We start from the raw sequence: 25,754 nt of genomic DNA on the forward strand, positions 1-25,754 counted from the left end.
GTCAAAAGCTTCGCCCCGAGGTCGGGCCTCCCACAAAGCATCAAAAAGCACAAAGCTAAAGGAAGAGCACTGCTTTCCCTGTGGGAGGCGCGCCCCCGCGGCGAAGGGGCAGTGACCCTACCAAGCAGTCAAAAGCTTCGCCCCGAGGTCGGGCCTCCCACAACAGCATCAAAAAGCACAAAGCTAAAGGCAGAGCACCGCTTCCCCTGTGGGAGGCGCGCCCCCGCGGCGAATGCAGGCTGCAAGCCTGCCAAAGCGTCAAAGCTTCGCCCCGAGGTCGGGCCTCCCACAAAAGCATCAAAAAGCACAAAGTTAAGGCAGAGCACCGCTTTCCCTGTGGGAGGCGCGCCCCCGCGGCGAATGCAGGCTGCAAGCCTGCCAAGCTCTAGGCGCTAAACGATCAGCCTCATCACACCCACACTGCATCCCAGTGCGGGTAATCGCCAATTCTCTCCACCAACCCTGCCCGCCATGGGTTGGCGATGACATACCGTGCCATCGCACGCAGGTCTTCCTCCTTGCGCAATGCACGATCATGAAAACCGTCTTGCCAAACCTGACTGCCGATACGCCTTGCGGATATCGACTTCACCCGGCCTACGAGCCGCGAAAGAGATTCCTGCCGCAGCTCCAGCAGCCAATGCAGGTGATCTGGCATCACCACAAAGGCTAACGTCTGGTGCGAATCGCGTAATGCATCCTCTCGCATGACTTGAATCAGCTCACGAGCGGCAAAGAAATCCTGAAATACCGGACATCGATGTCTTGTAACAGTCGTGACCAGATAGACCTGCCCTGCAGCAGACCAGCGACCCGTGCGGAGCCGGTTAGAGGAAAAATAAGCGTCCTTGCTCATTCGATATCTCCCTGAATCCAGCCGGCACAATAACCCCAAAGCTTCGCCCCGAGGTCGGGCCTCCCACAAAAGCATCAAAAAGCACAAAGCTAAAGCCAAAGCACCGCTTTCCCCGTAGGAGGCGCGCCCCCGCGGCGAAGGGGCAGTGAGCCTACCAAGCAGCCCAAAGCTTCGCCCCGAGCTCGGGCCTCCCACAAAAGCATCAAAAAGCACAAAGCTAAAGCCAAAGCACCGCTTTCCCCGTGGGAGGCGCGCCCCCGCGGCGAAGGGGCAGTGAGCCTACCAAGCAGCCCAAAGCTTCGCCCCGAGGTCGGGCCTCCCACAACTGCATCAAAAAGCACAAAGCTAAGGGCAGAGTCACTTTCCCTTTAGGAGGCGCGCCCTCGCGGCGAAGGGGGCTGGCGATGCGGTTGAGGACCCGTCAAACGTCCAGGCTGTTCAAACTCTGAACAACATGCTACAAACGACCGCAACCCAGATGATCTAGCCGCTTGAAAACGAAGGGAAAACCATGACCAAGTCGGAGTTGATCGAACGTATCGTCACCCAGCAAGGCCTGCTTTCGTCCAAGGATGTCGAGCTGGCGATCAAGACCATGCTCGAGCAAATGGCCCAGGCACTGGCGACCGGGGATCGCATCGAAATCCGTGGGTTCGGCAGTTTCTCCCTCCACTACCGTGCCCCACGCGTGGGCCGTAACCCGAAGACTGGCCAGTCTGTCCCGCTCGACGGCAAGTTCGTTCCGCACTTCAAGCCGGGCAAGGAATTGCGCGACCGTGTCAACGAAGAGGAGTAGGGGCCGTCGGACAGATTGTCAACGCTGCGGGCTACTTCTAAAAAGTTGTTAAAAATCATCAGCTCATGGGAACTTTTTGCTGTTGTGGTGTACAAATTCCGATTCGCTTGCCTTGCATTGAAGCGTCAAACAATAAGGAATTCGGATGTCCGTGCAGCCCCAACCCTCCTCAGCTGAAGAAATCGACCTGGTTGAACTGTTTCGTGCCCTTTGGCGACAGAAGCTGCTCATCGTAGGCGTAACGCTCATCGTCACGCTTATTGCAGCGGCCTACGCTTTCCTCGCAACGCCCTACTATGAAACCCGAACCTACCTGCGGCCAGTACCGCAGAGCAGCCTCGATCAGCTCAATGAAACCGGTATCTACAAGCTCACGCCGGAAGAGGCGGTTAATCGGGTGGCGGGCGCGTTATCGTCCTACGACAACCGTCTCGAGTTCTTCCTGAACAATCAGGCGCTGTTTGAGCGCATCCCCAAGCGCGGTGATTCGCTTGAGCAGACCTTTGCCGAGTTCAATGAACGCTCATTCGAGATGCTCCATCCCGACCCAAAGCGTACGGACAACCGTAGCGCGTTCGTTGGCCTGGAGCTCACCTACCCGGAAGGGATGGACGGCGCGTCGGTCGTCAACGGCTTTGTGGCCTATGTACTGGACATGGAGCGTAGAGAGATCGCCGATGACCTGGAGAGCCTGATCAATAACCGTCTGGCCAGTCTGGATATGAACATGCAGGCGCAGCGAGCGAATTACAACGCCGCCAAGGAGGCGAAAATCGCCGCACTGCTGGAAGAAGACGCGCTCAAACGCGCTCAACTCCAGGACGAACTCTCCGCTCTGCGCGAGGAGCTGAAAACACGCCGTACCAACCGAATTCAGGAGCTCAGCGAGGCCATTTCCATTGCCGAGTCGCTGGGGATTCGCACGCCTACCAGCCCATATGCCATGACGGAATCAGCCCGCGGCGGCGCGCAGGTCATTCGCACCGAAGTGACCAACCAGGAAACGCCGCTGTATTTCATGGGCACCGAGGCGCTTACTGCCGAGCGCGATGCTCTGCTCAATCGTAAGTCCGATGATTTCATCGAGCCTCGTATCGCCGAGATTCAATCCGAACTCGCCCTGCTTGAGAACAACCGCGAGGTCGAGATCCTGCAGGAGCGGGAGAGCGAAGACCTTTATCTGACCAAACTGGCGGAACTTCGTGAAGAGGCTGCTCGGCTCAAGGGTATCAAGCTCGACACCGAGCGGCTGAGACTCGTTCGGCTGGACCAGCCAGCGCTGCAATCGGTCACGCCGATCAAGCCCAAAAAGGCCATGATACTGGCGCTGGGGCTTGTGCTGGGCGGCATGCTGGGCGTCTTCATTGCGCTGGTGCGCAGCCTGATGAATCGCGGCGCCGAACAACAGCCAGTCTTCAGATAGCCTGAATCTCCCGGGGTTTTCTCATGTAGGAGGCGCGCCCCGCGGCGAATGCAGGCCACAGGCCTGCCCCGGCCTCAAGCCGTTCGCCCCAAGGTCGGGCCTCCCACAACAGCAGCAGAAACCCAGCCCCCATGTGAACACACCGCTTTCCCATGTAGGAGGCGCGCCCCGCGGCGAATGCAGGCTGCAAGCCTGCCCAAAAGGCCAAAGCTTCGCCCCGAGGTCGGGCCTCCCACAACAGCAGCAGAAACCCAGCCCCGTAGTCAAACCGAGCCGCTTTCCCCAATGTGGGAGGCGCGCCCCCGCGGCGAATGCAGGCCACAGGCCTGCCCCGACCTCAAGCCGTTCGCCCCGAGGTCGGGCCTCCCACAGCGGCGGTAGAAACCCAACGCCACGGTCAAATCGAGCCGCTTCCCCATGTGGGAGGCGCGCCCCGCGGCGAATGCAGGCCACAGGCCTGCCCCCAGCCTCAAGCCATTCGCCCCGAGGTCGGGCCTCCCACAACAGCGGCAGAAACCCAGCCCCCACGTGAACACACCGCGTTCCCCATGTGGGAGGCGCGCCCCGCGCCGAATGCAGGCCACTGGCCTGCCCGGCCTCAAGCCGTTCGCCCCGAGGTCGGGCCTCCCACAAAAGCGGTAGAAATCCAGCCCCGTAGTCAACCGAGCCGCTTTCCCCAATGTGGGAGGCGCGCCCCCGCGGCGAATGCAGGCCACAGGCCTGCCCCAGCTTGAAAAGCAATTCGCCCCGAGGTCGGCCCTCCCACAACAGCGGCAAAAACCCACCCCCACATTTGAAATTTCCAGCACTTATCAAGCGTCGTTCCGCTTGTTTTTTGTGAACCTGGTGGCAAAATGGCGCCTCCGTAAATTTGTACGGAACAATTCCAGGGATATGGTGTCGTTGCGCCTCTTGGCATTGACGCCTGTGCTGTAACCGACGAGACGGAATTCGACATGAACGCTATAACCACACCGCAACACCTACGCCCAACCATCGCCGAGGGCGAGGTCGACCTGGTTCAATTGATTGGCGCACTCTGGAAGCAAAAAGCGCTGATCGCCGGTGTGACCGCCCTGGCTGGACTCATCGGTCTTGTCTACGCATTGCTCGCGCCTCGTTACTACACCGTCCAAAGCGTCCTACGGCCAGCAGCGATCAAAGACCTCGATGAGCTCAACCACTTGGGGATCTACAAGCTGTCGCCCAAGCAAGCATTGGCTCAGGTCGGTGCCGCGCTGGATTCATATGAAAATCGGCTCAGCTTCTTCCGCGACAACCAGCCGCTGTTTGGGGATCTGGCCAAGCCCGGTCAGAGCCTGGAGCAAACCTTCGAAGGCTTTAATGATAAGGCGTTCAAACTGCTGCAGCCCGACGCCAAGAAAGCCGAGGGCACTACACCCTTCGTTGGCATTCAGCTGACCTATCCGCAGGACCTCGACGGCGTGCAAATCGTCAACGGATTGGTCCAGTATTCGCTCAACAATGTGCGGCAGCAAATCGCAGGCGACCTCGACACGCTGATTGACAACCGGCTTAGCCAACTGGACAAGAACATGGCCGCTGCTCGCGCCAGCTATGAAGCGTCCAAAGAAATCAAGATCGCCAAACTCAGTGAAGCGGATGCACTCAAGCGCGCGCAGCTGAACGATGAACTCGCTGCCCTGCGCCAGCAATTGAAAACCCGTCGCGACAATCGCATCAATCAATTGAACGAGGCGATCCGTATTGCAACATCGTTGGGCATCAGCAAGCCCACGACACCTTCCTCGCTGGGAGCGTCCGAAATCACCGCTCAAGGCAGCGTGATCCGCACCGAGGTCAACAACCAGCAAATCCCGTTGTACTTCATGGGTAGCGATGCGCTGGAGGCCGAACGTAAGGCACTGTTGGCACGCCGCTCCGATGATTTCACCGAGCCGCGCATCGCGCAGATCGCCAGAGAACTCAAATTGCTGGAGCACAACCGCCAGATAGAAGTGCTTAACAGCCGCGAAAATGAGGACCTGTTCCTTAAAGACCTCGCCGGATGGCGTGAGGAAGCGGCGCGGCTGCGCGCACTGCAGATCGACACGGATGCGCTCAGGCTGGTCTCGGTCGACCAGAGCGCTGTCGAACCGAGCCGCCCGATCAAGCCCAAGAAGGCACTGATCGTCGTGCTTGCCCTCATTCTCGGTGGCATGCTCGGGCTGTTCATCGCACTGGTGCGCAATCTGCGTCGTCCCGTCGCAGCGAACTGACCATCGATCCGTCGAAAGATGGCTGATAACTCAGCGCCGTCGAAAGTCGGTAGAATCCCTGCTTTATTTTTTCAGTGGCTCGTGTCTGGATTGCCGCGAGTGCGTGGGTGACATCGTTAAAGGAATAACCATGCGCTATCCGATCATCGAACACCATGGTGCCAAGGATGGCGTGACCGCCTCCTGCCACCAGCTGCACATGAACGCCTCGGCCAGCGTACTGATCGACTGCGGTCTGTTCCAGGGTAACGACGCCACGCTGCCAGGTGGCTCGGCGGCGGATCGCCTCGCCATCGAGTTCGCGCTCGACACCGTCAAAGCGCTCATCGTGACGCACGTTCACATCGACCATGTCGGTCGCATCCCTTATCTGCTCGCGGCGGGTTTCGACGGGCCGATACTGTGTAGCGAGCCTTCGGCAAAGCTGCTGCCCATCGTGCTTGAGGATGCATTCAAACTTAGCATCAGTCGCGACCATGCACAGGTTGAACGCTACATCGAGCGCATCGAAAGTCGGCTCATTGCCTTGCCTTACCAGCACTGGTTCACGCTGCACGACAGCGACGAGCTGGTGGCCCGCATCCGGTTGCAGCGCGCGGGCCATATCCTCGGCTCTGCCTATATAGAAGTCGACCTGAACTACCCGCAGCAGAACGAAAGCAAGCGCGTCGTCTTTTCCGGCGATCTGGGCGCACCCCACGCCCCCTTCCTGATGCCGCCGCAGCCGCCCGAACGCGCCGATATCCTCGTGCTCGAAAGCACCTATGGCGACCGCCTCCATGAAGACCGCCAGAGCCGTCGGCAGCGTCTCGAAGCCGTCATCGAGCAGGCGCTGCGTGATCAGGGCACCGTACTGATCCCGGCATTCAGCATCGGCCGCACCCAGGAACTGCTCTACGAGCTGGAAGACATCATCCAGAACAAACAAAGCCTCGGCGCCACCCAGTCCCCTGATGCCTCCGGGGACCGGGCGAATACGGGGCAAACGACCCTGAACGGCAATGCCCGCTCCGACCATCTACAGCATCCCCGAGGGGAAAGGGCAGGGGTGAGGGGAGAAACGCCCCACACCGAAACCAACTGGCCGGAACTGCCAGTCATCCTCGACTCGCCCCTCGCGAGCCGATTCACGGACGCCTATCGGACCCTTGAGCCGTTCTGGAACCAGGAGGCACGCGAGCGAGTCGAATCCGGGCGCCGCCCGTTGGCCTTCGAACAATTGATCACAATCGACAGCCACGGCGACCACCAGCGCATCGTCAACCACTTGGCCCAGACTGCTCGACCCGCCATCGTTATCGCTGGTGGTGGTATGTGCAGCGGCGGTCGCATCGTCAATTACCTGAAGGCCATGCTCGGCGATAAGCGGCACAACGTTCTGTTCGTCGGTTACCAGGCGAAAGGCACGCCCGGCCATGCAATCCAGACCTACGGACCGAAAGGCGGCTACGTCGACCTCGACGGCGAGCGCATCGACATTCGCGCCGGGATTACGAGCATCGGAGGCTATTCGGCCCATGCGGACCAGAAAGGGTTGGTAGAATTCGTAACCGGCATGCATCAGTGGCCGACCGAGATACGGGTGGTGCATGGGGAGGAGGGGGCGAGGAGAGAGTTGGCCAAGCAGTTAGGCGTTCGATATAAGCGGCATGGGAGGACAGCACCCGTGCTCCGATAATCCGCGCTCTCCGATCACTGAATAATGGAGTGGGGGTTCGCAGAGGTAAGCTCTGCGAATTGTTATACCGGATGAGACGCTTACCTGCTTAGATTTCCGATTAATGCGGAATCAATTACCTATATTGCAACTGGAGTGTTCATTGATGTCCCAGCAAAAACTGGCCAGCGTAGCGAAGTTCAAAAGCAAGGAAGCCTTGATCGGTATCGTGGGCCTCGGCTATGTCGGTCTTCCGCTTATGCTGCGATATAACGCCATCGGTTATCGTGTGCTGGGTATCGATATTGACCAGGATAAGGTCGCCAAGCTCAACGCAGGTGAAAGCTATATCGAGCACATCCCCGGCGAAAAAATCGCCACGGCTCGGCAGAGCGGCTTTGAAGCCACCGCTGATTTCCAGCGTGCCAGTGAATGCGATGCCTTGATTCTCTGCGTACCGACACCGCTGAACAAATATCGCGAGCCGGATATGAGCTTCGTGATCAATACCACGGACGCACTCAAGCCGTACCTGCGGGCTGGCCAAGTCGTTTCGCTGGAGAGCACCACCTATCCCGGCACCACCGAAGAAGAGCTGCTGCCGCGAGTGCAGGAAGGCGGTCTGGTTGTCGGTGAGAACATCTTCCTCGTCTATTCGCCCGAGCGCGAAGATCCGGGCAACCCCAACTTTGAAACCCGCACGATTCCAAAAGTCATTGGCGGCCATACACCTTCCTGCCTGGACGTGGGCGTCGCGTTGTATGAGCAAGCCATCGATCAAGTGATATCCGTCAGCTCAACTAAAGCGGCGGAAATGACCAAGCTGCTGGAAAACATCCATCGCGCCGTAAACATCGGTCTGGTAAACGAAATGAAGGTTGTCGCTGACCGCATGGGCATCGATATCTTCGAGGTAGTCGACGCCGCTGCGACCAAGCCCTTCGGTTTTACCGCCTATTACCCAGGCCCTGGCTTGGGCGGTCACTGCATTCCTATCGACCCGTTCTATCTCACTTGGAAAGCCCGTGAGTACGGTCTGCATACCCGTTTTATCGAACTGTCTGGCGAAGTCAACCAAGCCATGCCTGAGTACGTACTCAGCAAACTGATGGACGGTTTGAACAATAGCGGTAAGGCGCTGAAGGGGAGCAACGTGCTCGTTCTAGGCATCGCCTACAAGAAAAACGTAGACGATATGCGCGAGTCGCCTTCTGTGGAAATCATGGAGCTAATCGAAGCCAAAGGTGGCGTTGTCGCCTACAGCGATCCGCACGTTCCGGTCTTCCCCAAAATGCGTGAACACAACTTCAAGCTGAATAGCGAAGCGTTGACTGCCGAGAACATTGCCCGTTTCGATGCAGTGATATTGGCTACTGACCATGACAAGTTCGATTACAACTTAATCAAGCAGCATGCCAAGTTGATCGTTGATAGTCGTGGCAAGTACCGCACCCCGGCTTCGCACATCATCAAGGCTTGAACCAATATCTAAACATGACCCGGCTGGTATTCCAGTCGGGTTTTGATGCGTTAAGGACCCCGATGAAAAATTTTGCCCTGATCGGCGCTGCCGGTTATATCGCTCCCCGCCATATGCGCGCTATCAAAGACACCGGCAACGTATTGGTCTCTGCCTACGATATCAACGACTCGGTCGGCATCATCGACAGCATCTCGCCGCAGAGCGAGTTTTTTACCGAGTTTGAGCGCTTCCAGGAGCATGCCTACCGCCTCAAGCGTGACCCATCGACCGCGCTTCATTATGTCTCGGTTTGCTCGCCAAATTACCTGCACCAGGCGCACATCGTTGCTGGCCTGCGCTTGGGTTGCGACGTGATTTGTGAAAAGCCGCTGGTGCCTACACCGGAGAGTCTGGACGAACTCGCGTTGGTCGAGCGGGAAACCGGTAAGCGCCTTTACAACATTCTGCAATTGCGTCACCACCAGGCTATTCTCAACCTGAAAGACAAAGTGGCCCTCGAACATTCAGAGCACAAGTACGACGTAGACCTTACCTATATCACTTCGCGTGGCAAGTGGTACATGGAGAGCTGGAAAGGCGATCCGCGGAAATCCTTTGGTGTGGCGACTAATATTGGCGTGCACTTCTACGACATGCTGCACTTCATCTTCGGCAAGCTACAACGCAATGTCGTGCACTTTGTTTCGGAATACAAAGCGGCGGGTTATCTGGAATATGAAAAGGCACGCGTTCGCTGGTTCCTTTCCATTGATGCCAATGACCTTCCCGACTCGGTAAAAGGCAAGAAGCCGACCTATCGCTCCATTACGGTAAATGGTGAAGAAATGGAGTTCTCCGAAGGCTTTACCGATCTGCATACCACCAGCTATGAGGAAATCCTAGCAGGCCGTGGTTACGGTATCGAAGATGCACGTCATTGTGTGGAGACGGTAAATACCATCCGCTCTGCGGCTGTCGTGAGCGCTCAGAATGCAGAGGGGCACCCGTTCCTGGCTCGCTTGGTCTGAACGACATAGGCCAGCTTGCTGCCCATCTTATTTTATACAGGACACCCCCATGGCCTATTACCAGCACCCTAGCGCGATTGTCGATGATGGCGCACAAATTGGCGAAGGGTCCCGCGTTTGGCATTTCGTACACATATGTGCTGGCGCACGTATCGGCAAGGGTGTCTCCCTTGGCCAGAACGTATTCGTGGGCAATAAAGTTCTCATTGGTGACAACTGCAAGATACAGAACAATGTGTCCGTCTACGACAACGTGACGCTCGAAGAGGGCGTGTTCTGTGGTCCCAGCATGGTCTTTACCAATGTCTACAACCCACGCTCATTAGTTGAGCGTAAAGATCAATACCGCGACACCTTAGTGAAAAAGGGCGCCACGCTCGGTGCCAATTGCACAATCGTATGCGGTGCGACAATTGGCGCCTTCGCTTTTGTTGGCGCGGGAGCGGTGATCAATAAAGATGTGCCTGCCTATGCGCTCATGGTTGGAGTACCCGCGCGGCAGATCGGTTGGATGAGTGAGTTTGGTGAGCAACTTGCACTGCCAGTTCAGGGTGAAGGACAGGTTACGTGTCCGCATACCGGTGCTCGTTATGTATTGAGTGGCAACACAGTGACCAAAGTGGATGCGCAGCCATGATTGAATTCATCGACCTTAAGACTCAGCAAGCACGCATCAAGGATAAGATCGACGCAGGTATCCAGCAGGTGCTTGCCCACGGCCAATATATTCTTGGCCCGGAGGTCGCGGAGCTGGAAGAAAGGCTGGCAGCTTTCGTTGGCGCTAAATATTGCATTACGTGCGCCAACGGCACCGATGCGTTGCAAATTGTTCAAATGGCGTATGGAATTGGGCCGGGGGATGAAGTCATCACGCCTGGCTTTACCTACATTGCTACCGCTGAAACCGTAGCCTTGCTGGGCGCGAAGCCGGTGTATGTGGATATTGAGCCACGAACCTACAACCTTGACCCGCAACTGCTGGAAGCCGCTATTACGCCGCGTACCAAAGCGATTATTCCAGTATCGCTGTATGGTCAATGTGCGGACTTTGATGCAATCAACGCCATCGCAAAAAGATACGGTATTCCGGTTATCGAAGACGCTGCGCAGAGCTTTGGTGCCAGCTATAAGGGCAAACGCTCCTGCAATTTGACGACTATCGCCTGTACCAGCTTCTTTCCCAGCAAGCCGCTCGGCTGCTATGGCGACGGTGGCGCCATCTTTACAAACGATGAAGAATTGGCAAAAGTTATCCGCCAAATCGCCCGGCATGGTCAGGATCGTCGCTACCACCACATTCGGGTGGGTGTGAATAGCCGGCTAGATACGTTGCAAGCGGCCGTTCTGCTACCGAAGCTGGAAATATTTGCAGAAGAAATCGAACTTCGTAATCGCGTAGCCCAACGCTATACCGAACTGTTGAACGGAGCCGGTATCACGAGCACCCCATTTGTCGAGTCGCATAATCTTTCTGCGTGGGCGCAATACACCGTTCGGGTTGAAAACCGTGATCAAGTTCAGAAGCAGTTGAAACACGCCGGTGTTCCCACCGCAGTGCATTATCCGACGCCGTTGAACAAACAGCCTGCTGTAGCTGATGGTAATGCACGTTTGCCGGTAGGGGACGGGGTGGCGGAACAGGTGATTAGCCTGCCTATGCATCCCTATATCGAAGAAGCAGATATCCAAATGGTGGTCGGAGCGCTACATGGAGCCTAGGGAAGATCGTCACTCCAACAAACGAACTCACGTTCTTGTGCTGCCTTCATGGTATCCCTCCTGCATTGGAGATATCAACGGGAGCTTTTTCAGAGAGCAAGCTCTGTCGTTGAGCAAAAGAGGCTATCAAGTTGGTGTTATTTATCCGCAGGTACAGCCGTTATGGAAGTGGAAAGAAGCGATAACAGTTAAGTATGGTTTCGAGTGCAGCGACGATGGGGGTGTTAAAACGTATCGATGGCGCTTCCTGAACTATACTCCAAGAGTACATTCCATAAATAAAAGAAAATATGTCAACGCAGGGCTTAAACTATTTGACAAGTACGTGCAGGAAAATGGCTGTCCTGACATCTTGCACGTGCACTCGCTGATAAACGCGGGTTTTCTAGCATACGCAATTCATAAAAAGTACAATGTCCCATATGTGGTTACTGAACATAGTACGGCCTTTGCTAGAAATCTTGTTGGCGCTAGGACAAAAAAAGACTTGGGGAAGATTGTAGAAGTATCGAAAAAAAACATAGCAGTTAGTAATGAGTTTAAAAGCTTGCTAGAACGTGAGTTGGCGCACTCTGAATGGGTGTCTGTTCCCAATATTGTAGCGGATGACTTCTTAGCAAGCCCAATGAACGAGGAAACTTCGTCTGATTTCAAGTTTATAAACGTATGTTTTTTAACAGAAAAGAAAAAAGTTGATATTTTAATCAGAGCTTTTTCAAAATCGTTTAAAAAAAACAAGAACATTAAGCTTGAAATTGGCGGAGACGGCCCCTGCCTTCCGGAGCTAAAGAAGTTAGCCGAGCAGGAGGGGATTGCCGATCAAGTAAGCTTTCTCGGAATGTTGCAGCGTCATGAAGTACTATATCGGGTCTCAAAAGCAAACGCTTTCGTTCTGTCCAGTGAATATGAAACATTTGGGGTTGTACTTGCTGAAGCTTTAGCGCTGGGCAAACCCGTTATCGCTACACGTTGTGGCGGGCCGGAATCTATAGTTACGGCAGAAGTCGGTTTTCTTGTTGAGAAGAATTCTGTTAACAAGTTGTCGCAAGCGATGATTAGTTTATTTGAAAGAAAAGACCAGTTCGTTGCGCGGCGTATAAGAAAATACTGCGAGATTAATTATAGTGAAGAAAGCGTTATCCAAAGGTTAGGAAGAATTTATCAAGAAGCATTGCTATTGCCCGAAGACCAAGATGACAAAAAATAAAATCATTGCTTATGCTATGGGGCCGATTAGTTCTGCTGTGATAGGCCTGATTACCCTGCCCATAATTACTTGGTTTTATTCAGTAGACGACGTAGGTCGTATTTCCATGTTGCAATTGGTAGCTAGCCTCGCCGTGCTGCTTTTCTGCCTCGGATTGGATCAGGCCTATGTTCGAGAATATCACGAGATCAAAAATAAGCCGCAGCTATTTAAAATAACGTTTTTGCCGGGTCTTGTTTCATTGGGGTTGGTTATTATCCTTTTGATTGCTATAAGGCCTGAACTAATATCCGAACTACTTTATGGTATAGATAGTGTTTTTTTGGGAATGATTAGCCTTGCATGTTTTATGCTCGCGTTTGTAATACGTTTCCTATCGTTAATTTTAAGAATGCAAGAGCGTGCGCTGGCTTATTCAATGAGTCAACTGCTTTCTAAAATGTTATTCCTCCTTTTGATTTTAAGCTTTGTCTGGATGGGTACGGATAAAGATATCTATTCGTTAATAGCAGCACATGTGCTGTCTGTTTTAGTGGTTTTTGTTGTTTTTGGATGGAATACCCGAGAAGAGTGGCGCTCCTCTATTTTTACTAAAATAGATAAGAGTCTTTTGCGAAAGCATATGGCTTTTGGTTTTCCATTAATTATTGGAGGGCTTGCATCCTGGGGTTTGACGTTTATGGATAAGCTGTTCCTTCGCGGTATGGCGACATTTGCGGAGTTGGGTGTTTATTCCGTTGCTATGAGTGTCGCTGGCGTCGCTACGGTATTGTCAGGAGTTTTTAACACCATTTGGGCCCCTATGGTATTTAAATGGATCGGCGAAGACGATCAAGTTCAGATAGATAAGATTGACGATATATCCGAGCATTTGCTGGCAGCAATCTTCTTTATTATCGTTTTGTCAGGCTGCTTTTCTTGGTTGCTACCATTTTTTCTTCCAAAGGAATATTCGGCAACCCAATTTTTAATAACGGCTTGTTTGTTAGGCCCGTTGTTATATACGCTTTCAGAAACTACAGCGATTGGTATAACAATAGCCCGTAGAACCAGCTTTTCTATGCTGGCATCAATAGGTGCGATGCTAATGAATGTCCTCGGAAACTATCTTCTTGTACCGAGCATGGGAGCGGCAGGTGCGGCAATATCCACCGCTGTTGCTTTTAGCGTCTTTTATGTATTAAGAACAGAATTTTCGCGCTTGGTTTGGCGTAAAATCCCTAGGTTTAAAAGCTATCTTGTACTGCTTTACATGCTGCTAGCCACATTGGGTAGCTTGGTTATGCAAAATGCAAGTGCTACTGTCGCTATCTGGTTAGCCATTTTGGTGAGTGGCGGATTTATCTTCCGCCCATCTATTGTCTTGGCTTTAAGGTATATAAGGCATGGAGCGCATAATGGCTGACCCGTTTTTTTATAAAGTTCAAGTTGTCGGGGGTGGAATTGTATATAAAAGACTATAAGACTTTAATGCTGGCGCCTTTTGTGTTGGTTTTGCTATGCGTATTGTATACAAATGCAGGCGCTGTCATGCAATATATGGAGGTTCGTCATCTTTCATATGTTGTCTTTCTGTCTCTTGCATACGTCTTTTTAACTTTTGTTATGTCTGGGTATCGCGCGGCGTCCGTCACAATATTGTTTTTTATTTCTTTGGTCGTCTTTATATATGGGCGATATATTGCTTTCCTCCTCTCCCCTGAGGTGGATATATTTGTGGTTGATTACTTTGCCGATTATCAGCTAGATGAAACTGATTCGGCACGGCTAACTTTTATGGTTCTAATTTTTTTGTTCTCTTTTTTTTATGGGGTGCTTTTGGCTAGTGGATGCGATCATTCCAAATTCGCCAAACCCCATAGTGTTCCTAAGTTAAGTAGATTCCTCTCCCCGGTTTTTCTTGTTCTTACCTTAGTTATTTGTGCCGTTAATATATATACGGGATATTTGGAGTACAGGTTAGTATCGAGTGAAGGTTATTTGTCGTTGTACTCTTTTCAGGGTGAAGCTTATTCCGGTGGTAAGTTTTATTCCACTTTGTTTTATGTAATATTTGGAATTAGCTATAGTTATTCGTTGAAGCGGGAAAAAACCATAATGATTATTTCCTTAGCTATTGTGGGCGTGCTTTCGTTGCTGGCAGGCCAAAGAAGTGGTTTTGTAATGGCTTTGCTTGCTCTTGTCTGGGCGTATGGGGTTAGAAGCCGTCTAAGTTGGGTTGCTGTTTTTGGTCTTCTTTTTTTGTGCTTCATCAGCATGGTTTTTTTGGGATCGTTAAGCGCCAGAAATTTGGGAGTAGAAGTTGATCAAGGTTTTTTTACTTTTGTATCTGGTTTTTTATACAATCAGGGCATCTCTCTAATGGTTTTTGATGTTTCAATGAATATCTCGGATTACCCTATTTTTGCCTTGTTACAGAGCTTTTTCCCTGGAATATCGAAGGTTGGTTCGCTATTTTTTGACTTAAAGATGCAAGATGTAAGTTATGCAGACTATTTAGCTTATACTCTAAATCCTGAGATGTATATCAAGGGGCAAGGCTTGGGGTGGAGTTTGCCAAGTACATTCTATGTATGGTCTTTCGGTAATTTGATTTTATTCGTCGCGTTGTCAATGGGCTTTGGTTACTTGCTAAGATTGATAGATGTTAAGTCTTTTGAACGTCCATTTTTCCTTGGGCTTTGCGCTTGTTTAATATCTTCTTTGGTTATCTTACCTCGGAGCCAGTTTTCCAATGTTATTCCGTTGGCGTTTTATTTTGGCGTTTTTTATACTCTATTTTTCGGTTTGAATAGCTGCTTAAGGTTTATTAGATTTAGATTTTCGGAGGAATGATGCAAGTCTCCATATTGATGCCCGTTTATAATGAAAAGTTATATTTGTCAGAGGCGGTTGAAAGCGTTGCAAGGCAAACAAAAGATTTATCTTTAGAGGTAATTTGTGTTGACGATTGTTCAACCGATGATACTTGGGGTTTAATGGTTGAGCTTCAAAAAAAATATAGCTTTCTAAAGTGTTATAAGAATGATAAAAAAGGAAAGAATAACGCGTTTAACTATGCTTATCAGAAATCATGTGGGGCAGTGATAATTCTTCTTGCTGGCGACGATAAGCTAGTTGAAGAAACTCTACATCTTCGGATTGAGCCTGTAATTATGGCGAACGAAGCTTCTATAAGCTTGAGTAAGTATAAAACCTTTTCAAAGGTCGCTTATTTAAACGGTATGGTCGTGCCAAAAAAATCAGAGCTTGGCTCTTTGTCTGGGGGCACAATTGCGTTTAATAGGCGATTTGCTGATTTAATATTTCCAATTCCTCCCGTCCTTAGTAATGAGGATATGTGGATAAATTGTCATGTTAAATATAACAGCGATGTAAGGATTGTGCATGTTCCTGTTGTGGCTTTGTTGTATCGATTGCATGAGAATAATTCTCTAAAAAGAAATGTAAGTTTTAATGAAAAAAATAGGATGATATCTACGAGGTCAATCGTATACAGCGTTTTTTTGGAGAAATATCGTTGTTTTTTGCCTGACCAAGAGCGAGAGTGTTTGGCTAGGCTTGCTGCTTTGGAAACCCTAAGAGCTAATAGGTCGTTAATAAGTATTTTGTTTTTTAAAAATGTGGCATTGCTTGATCGGATAAGAGCTCTAGTCTATGCGTCTCCCTTGTTGCATTGGATACATATGCGTATGCAAAAATGGACCGCTGGAAACTAGCTGAGGGACGATTGTAATTGGGCTGGATTTGTCTGGAGTTGCTTCTTTAATTTTGATCTTCGCGCTAAGAATTTATGGTGTAGAAAAGGGTCTGATATGTCTTGGCATTATATATGAAACTCGCTTTGATCTCGCAAAATTGCTCTCCCGGTCTTTTGATATTTCGTAAAGATTTCATAAGATATATGGTTGCGAGTGGATATGAGGTTTATTGTTTTGCTATTGATTATACTGCGGAGACGAAAGCTTTAGTCGAGCAGCTAGGTGCTATCCCTGTTGATTATGCCTTAAGCAAGGCGGGTCTGAATCCCTTTCAGGACCTATGTAATATGTTAGCCTATAAGCTAACAGATTCGCTTGCAGATATTTCAACGAATGTAAGTGTCAACGCTGTTAAAGAATTTGAACGAAGAAATGCGGTACGAGAAGGTCGCATGATTCCAGTTCTAAACGGTGTTGATGTATCAAGATTTGTAGTTGATCTTGAGGCGCGCGATAGACTAAGAAACGAATATTCAGTTTCAGATAAGAGGCTTCTGATTGCGGTAGGTCGATTATTTGAGGAAAAGGATTACCCGACTCTCTTGGATGCTTTTTCTTTTGTTTTAAGGACGGAAAAAGACGTCTGTTTATGGATTGTAGGAGGGGGGCACCTTGAGCAAAAATTGTTAACGTTATCCGATAAGTTAAATTTGACCGGAAATGTTCAATTTTTGGGCGTCCGACACGATATTCCTCAGTTGATGAATGCAGCTGATATTTTCGTTCTTTCATCAGCCTGGGAAGGCTTTGGGTTAGTCGTGGCGGAGGCAATGGCAACCGAAAGGGTTGTTGTTGCGACTGACTGTGGAGGGGTTGCAGAGGTAGTCGGTAATGCTGGCTATCTTGTCCCCCCAGGAAACGCTGAAAAGCTTGGTGAAGCTTTGACGCTGGCTCTTTCGCTTACCGAAGAGCAGGCTATTGCTCTCGGAGCTAAAGCTCGAAAGAGGATCATCGAAAAATACAGCTTAGACGCGATCCTATATGACTGGTTGGAAATATATAATGATCCTCAGGCAGCGTTGGAAAGGGGTTTCTCCGCTCTTGGCTCAGACAGTCATGGGGGCGATTTGTAATGGATGATAAAAAGCTTCTTATTGTCACAACTGTTCCTGAAACCTTTTTGACAATATTAGATGGCCAGTCTGGCTTCCTCAATAAACATTTTTCAGTTTCTTTAGCTACCTCCCCAACACAAGGATTTGAGCAGCTTAAGAGTTGTGAGGGGGTTCCGGTATATCCGTTACTCATGAAAAGAGGAATAAGCCCATTTCGTGATGTTCACTCGCTGCTATTGATGATTTTGTTAATAAGGCGTTTGCGGCCTGATGTGGTTCATTCTTATACTCCTAAGGCTGGTTTGATTTCCATGCTAGCAGCTAGGTTATGTTCGGTTCCCACTAGGGTGCATACATTTACCGGCTTAATATTTCCTACAAGGGTGGGGATTAGTCAGCGGATCCTTATTAGTATTGATCGACTTATTTGTAGCTGCGCTACGAAGATCGTGCCTGAGAGCAACGGCGTGAAAAAAGATCTCGTAAAGTTCGCTGTTACGAATAAAGAGTTGAATGTTATCGGTAATGGAAATATAGCAGGGGTGGATGTAGGCTATTTTAATAGGGGCGCCGTAGGTGTTAGTTCTGCCGCGAATGTTATGCGTAATGCGTTAAATATTTCATCAAGTGATTTTGTTTTTTGCTATGTAGGGCGATTGAACAAGGATAAGGGCGTAGCAGAGCTGGTTAAGGCTTTTGCCAGTCAGCCTGATAATGCTAGGTTGATTATTGTGGGTGGGTTGGATGAAAGCGCGCCAGTTTCAAGTGAGACGCTCAGGATCATAGAAGCTGATAAGCGCATCCATATGCTTGGGTTCCAGGTTGACGTTCGGCCAATATTGTATTTGGCCGATATTTTAGTTTTACCTAGCTATCGCGAGGGATTTCCGAATGTTATCTTACAGGCGGGGGCGATGGAACTTCCAGTTATTGCTTCAGACATAAGCGGATGTAATGAGGTTATTGAGTCTTTTAAAAACGGTTGGCTCATTCCTCCGAAAGATATAGTGGCTTTGGCTGAAGCTATGCAGGTCGCTATTAATACTCCGCGGAATATAAGGGAGCACATGGGGGCTTTTGCTCGTAACATTATAGAAAATAAATTTGAGCGACGTGCTCACTGGAATCGTATGCTTGGCTTTTATAAAGAGCAAATAGAGCTATGAAACGCATATTGGATATACTTGCTTCTAGTGTTGCGCTTGTGTTCTTTGGTCCAGTAATATTAGCCATTGCGTGGCAGGTACGGCATAGACTAGGTTCCCCTGTTTTATTTCGTCAACTTCGGCCTGGGCTCAATGGGAAGCCATTTGAGATGATCAAGTTTCGGACCATGCGTGATGCGCTGGATGCAGCGGGTAATCCATTGCCGGACTCTGAGCGCATGACGCCGTTTGGTAGCTTCCTTCGCTCCAGTAGCCTTGACGAATTACCCGAACTTTGGAACGTTCTCAAAGGTGATATGAGCCTGGTGGGGCCTCGCCCGCTGCTGATGGAGTATTTGCCGCTTTATAGCCCTGAGCAGTTTAGAAGGCATGAGGTGCGTCCAGGCGTTACTGGCTGGGCGCAAATTAACGGCCGTAACGCGCTGAGCTGGGAAGAAAAGTTCAAGCTGGATGTCTGGTATGTCGACAACCAGTCGTTATGGCTTGATTTGAAGATCATCTTTCGGACAATCAAGAAAGTTATCGTCCGGGATGGCATCAGTGCGGCTGGTGAGGCGACAATGCCAAAGTTTACAGGTCGCAAATGATGAAGATGCTTGCGGTTTTGGGCGCCAGCGGTCATGGACGGGTCGTTGCGGATACCGCTGAGTGCTGTGGTTGGGAAACTATCGTTTTTTTCGACGATGCGTGGCCTGAGTTGCAAAACAATGGAGTTTGGCCGGTTGTGGGTAATACGGCTGCTCTCATGGAGCGACTGGCGGATTTTGATGGGGTGCTGGTTGCTATCGGAAGCAACCGAACACGCTCCGCAAAATTGCATGAACTGGAGTTGGCGGGTGGTCGTTTAGCGACGCTGATTCATCCCTCTGCCACTGTTAGCCGTTACGCCGAAGTTGCTGAGGGCACAGTCGTGTTGGCTGGTGTGGTAGTCAATGCGGGAGTGAATATAAAGCGAGGCGTCATTCTCAATACTGGATGCAGTGTCGATCATGATTGTGTGTTAGGTAGCGCTGTGCATATCAGTCCAGGTGCTCGGCTTGCCGGGGGCGTCTGTATAGGGGACGAAAGCTGGATAGGGATCGGTGCTAGCGTGCGCCAGCAGATATCTATTGGGCGTAATGTGGTTGTGGGGGCGGGCTCGGCAGTTGTCAGCAATATTCCTAATGACGTGACGGTCGTCGGTGTGCCGGCGAGAAGACTGAGGTAATACTTTTTATGCTTAACACTCCGTTCGCTCCCTGGCCGAGCTTCACCGAAGAAGAAGCCAACTCGGTCCGCGACGTCATCCTTTCTAATAAGGTCAACTATTGGACCGGACGGGAATGTCGTGAATTCGAGAAGGAATTTGCATCATGGGCTGGTACCGAGTTTGCCATCGCCATGGCCAACGGTACTGTTGCGCTGGACGTGGCACTGCAGGCGTTAGGTATTGGGACGGGTGACGAGGTTGTCGTTACACCGCGCACATTCCTTGCCTCGGTTTCCAGCATCGTTAACGCGGGTGCGGTTCCGGTGTTTGCGGAGGTTGATCGAGACTCGCAGAACATCACTGCTGAAACGATCCGTGCGGTGCTCACACCACGAACGCGCGCGGTGATCTGCGTGCATCTGGCCGGTTGGCCTTGTGACATGGACCCGATCATGGCGCTAGCCGACGAGCACGGCCTGAAGGTGATCGAGGATTGTGCGCAGGCTCATGGCGCACGGTACAAGGGACGGTCGGTGGGCTCCATTGGCCATGTCGGCGCTTGGTCGTTCTGCCAGGACAAGATCATGACCACAGGTGGCGAAGGTGGGATGGTCACAACCAATGACCGTGTCCTGTGGTCGAAAATGTGGTCAATAAAGGATCACGGAAAAAGCTGGGAGGCTGTCTATGAGCGCGAACATGCGCCGGGCTTCCGTTGGCTCCATGAGAGCTTTGGCACCAATTGGCGAATGATGGAAACACAGGCGGTCATAGGTCGTATTCAGCTGCGCCGGATGGCTGACTGGCACGCTGCGCGCTTGGCCAATTGCGGGCGTATCTGGAGCACTGCCAAGGCGCTACCGGGGCTACGTGTACCTGAGGCGCCTCAAGATCTCGTTCACGCAGGCTACAAATGTTATGTATTCGTTGAGCCCGACGAACTGGCCATGGGTTGGAGCAGGGATCGGATCCTTGAGGAAGTAGCATCTAAGGGCATTCCATGCTTATCCGGATCGTGTTCCGAGGTGTATCTGGAGAAAGCGTTTGACGGCACGGGTTGGCGCCCTGCTGAACGTATGGAGGTTGCCCGCGAGTTGGGTGAGACTAGCTTGATGTTTTTGGTGCACCCAACGCTGACCGCAGCCGAGATTGACAAAACCTGTTCTGTGCTCAAGCAGGTGATGGTGGCCGCTACGAACAAGGTTGTTTGATTGCTCAGTCGGACGTGAGGTTGGTGTGCTAAGACTTGCTGAAAAACTACGAGCTGGATTGGTGTCGTTGCCGCGGCGTTATAAACGACTCATTCAGGTTGCAACTGACGTGGTGCTCGTTTGGGTCGCACTCTGGTTGGCGTTCGTGGTTCGTTTGGGCGATGCGCGAAATATCGAGCCGCTTGGCGGTCATGCCTGGCTGTTCGGCATCGCTCCGCTTATCGCCGTCCCGTTTTTCGTCCGCTTCGGCATGTACCGCGCGGTGATGCGTTACTTCGGCAACGATGCGTTGATGGCGATCGCCAAGGCCGTGACGCTCTCGGCGTTGCTGCTTTCGTTGGCGGTGTATTGGCGCACTGATGCACCAAAGGTCATCCCGCGCTCGATGGTGTTCAACTATTGGTGGTTGAGCCTGGTTTTGATCGGTGGGTTGCGGTTGGTGATGCGCCAGTACTTCATGGGCGACTGGTTTTCCCCGGATTCGCTCACCAAGTTCAAGGGGCGTGATGCGAGCCTGCCGAAGGTGGCGGTGTACGGTGCCGGTGCCGCTGGCAATCAACTGGTGGCGGCGTTGCGCTTGGGGCGAGGCATGCGCCCGGTCGCCTTTATCGATGATGACCCGAATCTGTTCAATCGTTCCATCGCGGGGCTGCGCGTTTATTCGCCCAAGCATATCCAGCAGATGATCGACGAGACGGGCAGCGATGAAATTCTGCTGGCCATCCCTTCGGCGTCGCGTGCGCGGCGGCGCGAGGTGTTGGAGATGCTGGAGCACTATCCGCTGCACGTACGCAGTGTGCCGGGCTTCATGGACCTGGCGAGTGGGCGGGTAAAGGTCGAGGACATCCAGGAAGTGGACATTGCCGACCTGCTCGGGCGCGACGCCGTGCCGCCGCAGCAGGCGCTGTTCGAACGGTGCATTCGCGGCAAGGTGGTCATGGTGACCGGCGCGGGTGGTTCGATTGGTTCGGAGTTGTGCCGGCAGATTCTTTCGAACAAACCCAAGGCGTTACTGCTGTTCGAGCACAGCGAATTCAATCTCTACAGCATTCATATCGAGCTGGAGCGGACGATCGAACGCGCCTCGCTGCCGATCAAGCTGGTGCCGATCCTGGGGTCCATTCGCAACCCTGAGCGGCTGCTGGATGTGATGCGCACCTGGCAGGTGGAAACGATCTATCACGCGGCGGCCTACAAGCATGTGCCGATGGTGGAGCACAACGTCGCCGAAGGCGTGTTGAACAATGTGCTGGGCACGATGAACACAGCCCAGGCCGCCGTGCAGGCGGGCGTAGCCAACTTCGTGCTGATCTCCACCGACAAGGCTGTTCGGCCCACCAATGTGATGGGCAGTACCAAACGGGTTGCGGAAATGATTCTGCAGGCGCTGAGCCGAGAGACCGCGCCCGTGCTGTTCAATGCCGACGGGGCGGTGCATCACGTCAACAAGACCCGTTTCACCATGGTGCGGTTCGGCAATGTGCTGGGTTCGTCCGGGTCGGTCATTCCGCGCTTCTATCAGCAGATCCGCAGCGGTGGGCCGGTTACGGTGACCCACCCGAAGATCACCCGTTATTTCATGACCATCCCGGAGGCCGCGCAACTGGTCATCCAGGCTGGGTCCATGGGGCAGGGCGGTGATGTGTTCGTGCTCGACATGGGGCAGCCGGTACGCATCGCCGAGCTGGCTGAAAAGCTGATTCATCTGTCCGGCTTGAGCGTGCGCTCTGAAAAGTGCCCGCACGGGGACATTGCCGTCGAGTTCACGGGCTTGCGTCCGGGGGAAAAGCTGTACGAAGAGCTGCTGATCGGCGACAACGTGAGCCCCACCGAGCACCCGATGATCATGCGGGCCGACGAGGAGTATTTCACCTGGGATGTGCTGCGCGGTGTGCTGACGAAGCTGCTCAAGGCGGTCGAGCAGGACGATTACCCTCAGGTTCGGGTGCTGCTGCGAGAAGTGGTCAGTGGCTATGTACCGGAAGGGGAAATCGTCGACCTGATCTATCAGCAGCGGCGGATGGGCCCGACCGAGTAGCGGTGGGACCCGCATTCGCCGCGAGGGGGTTTGATCTTACTCCGGTGTGGGAGGCCCGCCTCGGGGCGAAGGCTTTGGCTTTGCTGGCAGGCGTTGCCTGCATTCGCCGCGAGGGCGCGCCTCCCACGGGGTGGTGGGGTGCTAAGCGGGCGTGTCTGGTTTTTGAGTTGATCCGGGTTTGATCTTGCTCCGGTGTGGGAGGCCCGCCTCGGGGCGAAGGCTTTGGCTTTGCTGGCAGGCGTTGCCTGCATTCGCCGCGAGGGCGCGCCTCCCACAGGTAGTGGGGTGCTAGGCGGGCGTGTCTGGTTCTTGAGTTGATCCGGTTTTGATCTTGCTCCGGTGTGGGAGGCCCGCCTCGGGGCGAAGGCTTTGGCCTTTTGGGCAGGCCTGCGGCCTGCGTTCGCCGCGAGGGCGCGCCTCCCACAGGGTGGTGGGGTACTAAGCGGAGTGTCTGGTTTGCTTTGACCCAGCCTGCTTATTGGGTCGGGTCCGCCTGCATCCATTTGGGTTTTGGGTAGCGGCGGTCGGATTTTCCGGCTTTGAGTACGGCCCCCGGTACGTCATGGCCAACCAGCTCGGGTAGGCGGGCGGCACATTCCAGCAGTTTGTCCAGATCGACGCCGGTATCCATGCCCATGCGCTGGAACATGTGCACCAGGTCCTCGGTGCAGATATTGCCGCTGGCGCCAGGGGCATAGGGACAGCCGCCGAGGCCACCAAGGGAGGCGTCGAAGCGGTCGATGCCCGCGTTGAGTGCTGCCAGGGCGTTGGCCAGCCCCATCCCGCGGGTGTTATGGAAATGGGCAGTGAACACCGCCTCGGGCCACCGGGCGATCGCTTCGTGGCAGATGCGCTCGACCTGCGCTGGGTCGGCCATGCCAGTGGTATCGCAGAGCGTGATGCCCTGTACGCCGATTTCCAGGAGACGCTGCACCAGCTCATGCACGCGCCGTTCGGGGACCTCGCCTTCGAAGGGGCAACCGAAGGTCGTCGATAGCGAGGCGTTGACGAATACGCCACTGCTACGGGTGGCTTCGATGATCTCGCGGAACTGAACCAGCGATTGCTCGGGTGTCATCCGCAGGTTGGCCATGCCATGGGTGTCGCTGGCGGACATGACCAGATTGATCTCGTCCACCCCACAGGCGAGGGCGCGCTCGCATCCCTTCACGTTGGGAACCAGCACGGTGTACTCGACACCCGGCACCCGGCGAATGCCACGCATGACTTCTTCGGCGTCGCGCAGGTTCGGGATCGCTTTTGGCGAGGTGAAGGAGGTCACTTCTATTTTCGCCAAACCGGTTTCGGACAGGCGGTCGATCAGAGCGATCTTGTCCTCGGTCGGGATGAAGTTGGGTTCGATCTGGAAGCCGTCGCGGGTCGCGACGTCCTGGATGTAGAGGCGTTTGCTCATGATTCTCTCCGTTCGCAGCCAAGCGCCGCGTTGTTGTCTTTTTGCTGGGAGGCGCGTCTCGCGGCGAATGGCTGTTCAGCCGATCCCCGCTTCGCCCCGAGGGCGGGCCTCCCACAGCGCCAAGTCTGTCGTCTGAAACGCCTGAATCCACCGCCGCACCGCTTTGTCTTTTTGCTGGGAGGCGCGCCTCGCGGCGAATGGGCTGTTCAGATGATGCCCCGTTCGCGCAATCCACAAACCTGTTCTTCGGTCAGGCCAAGGCCGGCCAATACGTCTTCGGTGTGTTCGCCCAACTGGGGGCCGCCGGCACCGATGCGGCCCGGGGTGCGGCTGAGTTTGGGGAGCACGCCCGGCACCTTGAGCGGTCCGGCGAAGGTGTCGACCTGCTCGATCATCTGACGTGCCAGGTAGTGCGGGTCCTTGACGATGTCGGCGGCGGTGTAGGGGTAGCCGGCCGGCACTCGCGCTTCTTTCAGCGCCTCGATGACTTCGTCTCGGCTGTGCCGTGCCGTCCATTCGCCAATGGCCTTGTCGATCAGTTCAGCCTGTTGGGAGCGACCGTCGTTATGCGCGAAACGCGGGTCGTCGGCCAGATCCTGGCGCCCCATGAGCATCATCAGCCGCTTGTAGATGCTGTCGCCATTGCCGGCGATCAGCACGTATGCGCCGTCGTTGCACAGGTAGGAATTGGAAGGCGTGATGCCGGGCAGGGCGCTGCCGGCCGGCTCGCGAACATAGCCGAAGGCATCATATTCGGGCACCAGGCTTTCCATCATGGCGAACACCGACTCATAGAGCGCGACGTCGATTTCCTGGCCCTGGCCACTGCGGTTGCGCTCCTGCAACGCGAGCAGCACGCCGATGACCCCATAGAGCGAGGACAGCGAATCCCCGATGCTCACGCCCACCCGTACCGGCGGCTGGCCCGGATACCCGGAGAGGTGGCGCAAACCGCCCATGGCTTCGCCGATCACGCCGAAACCGGGCAGATCACGATAAGGGCCGGTCTGGCCGTAACCGGAAATGCGCAGCATGATCAGGCGCGGATTGAGCCTGGACAGCTCATCCCAGCCCAGCCCCCATTCCTCGAGCGTGCCCGGGCGAAAGTTTTCCACCAGCACGTCGGCTTCGGCGACCAGCTGGCGGACGATCTGCTGGCCTTCGGCGGACTTCAGGTCCAGCGTCACGGACTGCTTGTTGCGTGATTGCACGTGCCACCAGAGCGAGGTGCCGTCCTTGAGCTTGCGCCACTTGCGCAGCGGATCGCCGACGTGCGGGGGCTCGATCTTGATGACCTCGGCACCGAATTCGCCGAGCATCTTGCTGGCGAAGGGGCCGGCGATCAGCTGTCCCATTTCGATGACCTTGAGGCCTTGCAACGGCAAGCTGTTTTCATTCTTCTCGTTCATCACAACAACACCTGTGCCGGGTCGACTCATGTGAGGAGGATGACCGAGCGCCGCGCAACGGACAATTGCCGAATAGCCAAGGCTGGTTTCGTCAGCCACGAAGGCAATTCGCGGATGTCTTTC

The 25,754-nt window shown here is 53.5% G+C and carries 21 protein-coding genes; 18 read left to right on the forward strand and 3 right to left on the reverse strand.

The genetic code is table 11. From position 1 onward, the window contains the following. Nucleotides 1–409: 409 nt before the first annotated feature. Nucleotides 410–856, reverse strand: a complete 447-nt coding sequence (locus GQA94_RS10915) for an REP-associated tyrosine transposase (protein WP_158188043.1) — start codon at nt 854–856, stop codon at nt 410–412. A 511-nt stretch (nt 857–1,367) separates the two neighbouring features. On the opposite strand from GQA94_RS10915, the gene ihfB reads away from it, so the two are divergent. The 18 genes from ihfB to GQA94_RS11005 all read left to right on the forward strand — a co-directional run bounded on the left by ihfB (nt 1,368) and on the right by GQA94_RS11005 (nt 22,808). Continuing rightward, nucleotides 1,368–1,652 carry an integration host factor subunit beta gene (gene ihfB / locus GQA94_RS10920; protein ID WP_045164450.1) on the forward strand — a complete coding sequence of 95 codons (285 nt, stop codon included), beginning with the start codon at nt 1,368–1,370 and terminating at the stop codon, nt 1,650–1,652. Between the two features lie 145 nt (nt 1,653–1,797). Further along, entirely contained in the window at nt 1,798–3,075 is a 1,278-nt protein-coding gene (locus GQA94_RS10925) for a Wzz/FepE/Etk N-terminal domain-containing protein (protein WP_158188044.1), read from the forward strand. Between the two features lie 956 nt (nt 3,076–4,031). Beyond that, nucleotides 4,032–5,315 carry a Wzz/FepE/Etk N-terminal domain-containing protein gene (locus tag GQA94_RS10930; protein ID WP_158188045.1) on the forward strand — a complete coding sequence of 428 codons (1,284 nt, stop codon included), beginning with the start codon at nt 4,032–4,034 and terminating at the stop codon, nt 5,313–5,315. Nucleotides 5,316–5,445: 130 nt separating this feature from the next. Continuing rightward, the gene (locus GQA94_RS10935; RefSeq protein WP_158188046.1) at nt 5,446–6,993 is read left to right on the forward strand and encodes an MBL fold metallo-hydrolase; all 1,548 of its coding nucleotides are present in this window, start codon (nt 5,446–5,448) and stop codon (nt 6,991–6,993) included. A 145-nt stretch (nt 6,994–7,138) separates the two neighbouring features. Continuing rightward, nucleotides 7,139–8,452 (forward strand): UDP-N-acetyl-D-glucosamine 6-dehydrogenase, encoded by a 1,314-nt coding sequence (gene wbpA, locus GQA94_RS10940; protein WP_158188047.1) that lies wholly within the window; start codon nt 7,139–7,141, stop codon nt 8,450–8,452. Between the two features lie 62 nt (nt 8,453–8,514). Then, entirely contained in the window at nt 8,515–9,462 is a 948-nt protein-coding gene (wbpB, locus tag GQA94_RS10945) for a UDP-N-acetyl-2-amino-2-deoxy-D-glucuronate oxidase (protein ID WP_158188048.1), read from the forward strand. Nucleotides 9,463–9,511: 49 nt separating this feature from the next. Beyond that, a complete protein-coding gene (gene wbpD, locus GQA94_RS10950; RefSeq protein ID WP_158188049.1) occupies nt 9,512–10,099 on the forward strand; it encodes a UDP-2-acetamido-3-amino-2,3-dideoxy-D-glucuronate N-acetyltransferase in 588 nt (195 codons plus the stop codon). Next, nucleotides 10,096–11,181: a DegT/DnrJ/EryC1/StrS family aminotransferase gene (locus tag GQA94_RS10955; RefSeq protein WP_158188050.1), complete on the forward strand. Its 1,086-nt coding sequence runs from the start codon at nt 10,096–10,098 to the stop codon at nt 11,179–11,181. Before wbpD ends, GQA94_RS10955 begins: the two co-directional genes overlap by 4 nt. Then, nucleotides 11,171–12,388 (forward strand): glycosyltransferase, encoded by a 1,218-nt coding sequence (locus GQA94_RS10960; protein ID WP_158188051.1) that lies wholly within the window; start codon nt 11,171–11,173, stop codon nt 12,386–12,388. The genes GQA94_RS10955 and GQA94_RS10960 overlap by 11 nt, the downstream gene beginning before the upstream one ends. Next, nucleotides 12,375–13,793, forward strand: a complete 1,419-nt coding sequence (locus GQA94_RS10965; RefSeq protein ID WP_158188052.1) for a lipopolysaccharide biosynthesis protein — start codon at nt 12,375–12,377, stop codon at nt 13,791–13,793. Before GQA94_RS10960 ends, GQA94_RS10965 begins: the two co-directional genes overlap by 14 nt. A gap of 125 nt (nt 13,794–13,918) precedes the next feature. After that, the gene (gene wzy, locus GQA94_RS10970; RefSeq protein ID WP_158188053.1) at nt 13,919–15,223 is read left to right on the forward strand and encodes an O-antigen polysaccharide polymerase Wzy; all 1,305 of its coding nucleotides are present in this window, start codon (nt 13,919–13,921) and stop codon (nt 15,221–15,223) included. Then, the gene (locus tag GQA94_RS10975) at nt 15,223–16,107 is read left to right on the forward strand and encodes a glycosyltransferase family 2 protein (RefSeq protein ID WP_199270036.1); all 885 of its coding nucleotides are present in this window, start codon (nt 15,223–15,225) and stop codon (nt 16,105–16,107) included. The genes wzy and GQA94_RS10975 overlap by 1 nt, the downstream gene beginning before the upstream one ends. A 113-nt stretch (nt 16,108–16,220) precedes the next feature. Next, nucleotides 16,221–17,222, forward strand: coding sequence for a glycosyltransferase (locus GQA94_RS10980; protein ID WP_158188055.1), 1,002 nt, complete (start codon nt 16,221–16,223; stop codon nt 17,220–17,222). Continuing rightward, on the forward strand, nt 17,222–18,370 hold the full coding sequence (locus GQA94_RS10985; RefSeq protein WP_158188056.1) for a glycosyltransferase family 4 protein: 1,149 nt from the start codon (nt 17,222–17,224) through the stop codon (nt 18,368–18,370). Before GQA94_RS10980 ends, GQA94_RS10985 begins: the two co-directional genes overlap by 1 nt. After that, nucleotides 18,367–18,957: a sugar transferase gene (locus GQA94_RS10990; RefSeq protein WP_158188057.1), complete on the forward strand. Its 591-nt coding sequence runs from the start codon at nt 18,367–18,369 to the stop codon at nt 18,955–18,957. Before GQA94_RS10985 ends, GQA94_RS10990 begins: the two co-directional genes overlap by 4 nt. Beyond that, nucleotides 18,957–19,577: an acetyltransferase gene (locus GQA94_RS10995; RefSeq protein WP_158188058.1), complete on the forward strand. Its 621-nt coding sequence runs from the start codon at nt 18,957–18,959 to the stop codon at nt 19,575–19,577. Before GQA94_RS10990 ends, GQA94_RS10995 begins: the two co-directional genes overlap by 1 nt. An 8-nt stretch (nt 19,578–19,585) precedes the next feature. After that, nucleotides 19,586–20,770 carry a DegT/DnrJ/EryC1/StrS family aminotransferase gene (locus GQA94_RS11000; RefSeq protein ID WP_158188059.1) on the forward strand — a complete coding sequence of 395 codons (1,185 nt, stop codon included), beginning with the start codon at nt 19,586–19,588 and terminating at the stop codon, nt 20,768–20,770. 25 nt (nt 20,771–20,795) lie between these two features. Next, nucleotides 20,796–22,808: a polysaccharide biosynthesis protein gene (locus GQA94_RS11005; RefSeq protein ID WP_158188060.1), complete on the forward strand. Its 2,013-nt coding sequence runs from the start codon at nt 20,796–20,798 to the stop codon at nt 22,806–22,808. Nucleotides 22,809–23,283: 475 nt separating this feature from the next. Here the strand turns inward: GQA94_RS11005 and GQA94_RS11010 are convergent, their stop codons facing one another. Continuing rightward, nucleotides 23,284–24,222 carry a hydroxymethylglutaryl-CoA lyase gene (locus GQA94_RS11010; protein ID WP_158188061.1) on the reverse strand — a complete coding sequence of 313 codons (939 nt, stop codon included), beginning with the start codon at nt 24,220–24,222 and terminating at the stop codon, nt 23,284–23,286. A 206-nt stretch (nt 24,223–24,428) separates the two neighbouring features. Further along, entirely contained in the window at nt 24,429–25,631 is a 1,203-nt protein-coding gene (locus GQA94_RS11015) for a CaiB/BaiF CoA transferase family protein (protein WP_158188062.1), read from the reverse strand. Nucleotides 25,632–25,754 lie beyond the last annotated feature (123 nt).

Source organism: Stutzerimonas stutzeri (genome assembly GCF_009789555.1).
In the GTDB taxonomy this organism is placed as follows: domain Bacteria; phylum Pseudomonadota; class Gammaproteobacteria; order Pseudomonadales; family Pseudomonadaceae; genus Stutzerimonas; species Stutzerimonas stutzeri_R.

Excerpts from the sequence above, each read along its gene's own strand:
- GQA94_RS10975 (WP_199270036.1), top strand. The coding sequence starts at position 15,223 with ATGCAAGTCTCCATATTGATGCCCGTTTATAATGAAAAGTTATATTTG.
- ihfB (WP_045164450.1), top strand. The coding sequence starts at position 1,368 with ATGACCAAGTCGGAGTTGATCGAACGTATCGTCACCCAGCAAGGCCTG.
- GQA94_RS10915 (WP_158188043.1), bottom strand. The coding sequence starts at position 856 with ATGAGCAAGGACGCTTATTTTTCCTCTAACCGGCTCCGCACGGGTCGC.
- GQA94_RS11000 (WP_158188059.1), top strand. The coding sequence starts at position 19,586 with ATGCTTAACACTCCGTTCGCTCCCTGGCCGAGCTTCACCGAAGAAGAA.
- GQA94_RS10980 (WP_158188055.1), top strand. The coding sequence starts at position 16,221 with ATGAAACTCGCTTTGATCTCGCAAAATTGCTCTCCCGGTCTTTTGATA.
- GQA94_RS10930 (WP_158188045.1), top strand. The coding sequence starts at position 4,032 with ATGAACGCTATAACCACACCGCAACACCTACGCCCAACCATCGCCGAG.
- GQA94_RS10985 (WP_158188056.1), top strand. The coding sequence starts at position 17,222 with ATGGATGATAAAAAGCTTCTTATTGTCACAACTGTTCCTGAAACCTTT.
- GQA94_RS10935 (WP_158188046.1), top strand. The coding sequence starts at position 5,446 with ATGCGCTATCCGATCATCGAACACCATGGTGCCAAGGATGGCGTGACC.
- wbpB (WP_158188048.1), top strand. The coding sequence starts at position 8,515 with ATGAAAAATTTTGCCCTGATCGGCGCTGCCGGTTATATCGCTCCCCGC.
- GQA94_RS10965 (WP_158188052.1), top strand. The coding sequence starts at position 12,375 with ATGACAAAAAATAAAATCATTGCTTATGCTATGGGGCCGATTAGTTCT.
- wbpD (WP_158188049.1), top strand. The coding sequence starts at position 9,512 with ATGGCCTATTACCAGCACCCTAGCGCGATTGTCGATGATGGCGCACAA.
- GQA94_RS10990 (WP_158188057.1), top strand. The coding sequence starts at position 18,367 with ATGAAACGCATATTGGATATACTTGCTTCTAGTGTTGCGCTTGTGTTC.
- wzy (WP_158188053.1), top strand. The coding sequence starts at position 13,919 with ATGCAATATATGGAGGTTCGTCATCTTTCATATGTTGTCTTTCTGTCT.
- GQA94_RS10995 (WP_158188058.1), top strand. The coding sequence starts at position 18,957 with ATGAAGATGCTTGCGGTTTTGGGCGCCAGCGGTCATGGACGGGTCGTT.
- GQA94_RS11010 (WP_158188061.1), bottom strand. The coding sequence starts at position 24,222 with ATGAGCAAACGCCTCTACATCCAGGACGTCGCGACCCGCGACGGCTTC.
- wbpA (WP_158188047.1), top strand. The coding sequence starts at position 7,139 with ATGTCCCAGCAAAAACTGGCCAGCGTAGCGAAGTTCAAAAGCAAGGAA.
- GQA94_RS10960 (WP_158188051.1), top strand. The coding sequence starts at position 11,171 with ATGGAGCCTAGGGAAGATCGTCACTCCAACAAACGAACTCACGTTCTT.
- GQA94_RS11015 (WP_158188062.1), bottom strand. The coding sequence starts at position 25,631 with ATGAACGAGAAGAATGAAAACAGCTTGCCGTTGCAAGGCCTCAAGGTC.
- GQA94_RS10925 (WP_158188044.1), top strand. The coding sequence starts at position 1,798 with ATGTCCGTGCAGCCCCAACCCTCCTCAGCTGAAGAAATCGACCTGGTT.
- GQA94_RS10955 (WP_158188050.1), top strand. The coding sequence starts at position 10,096 with ATGATTGAATTCATCGACCTTAAGACTCAGCAAGCACGCATCAAGGAT.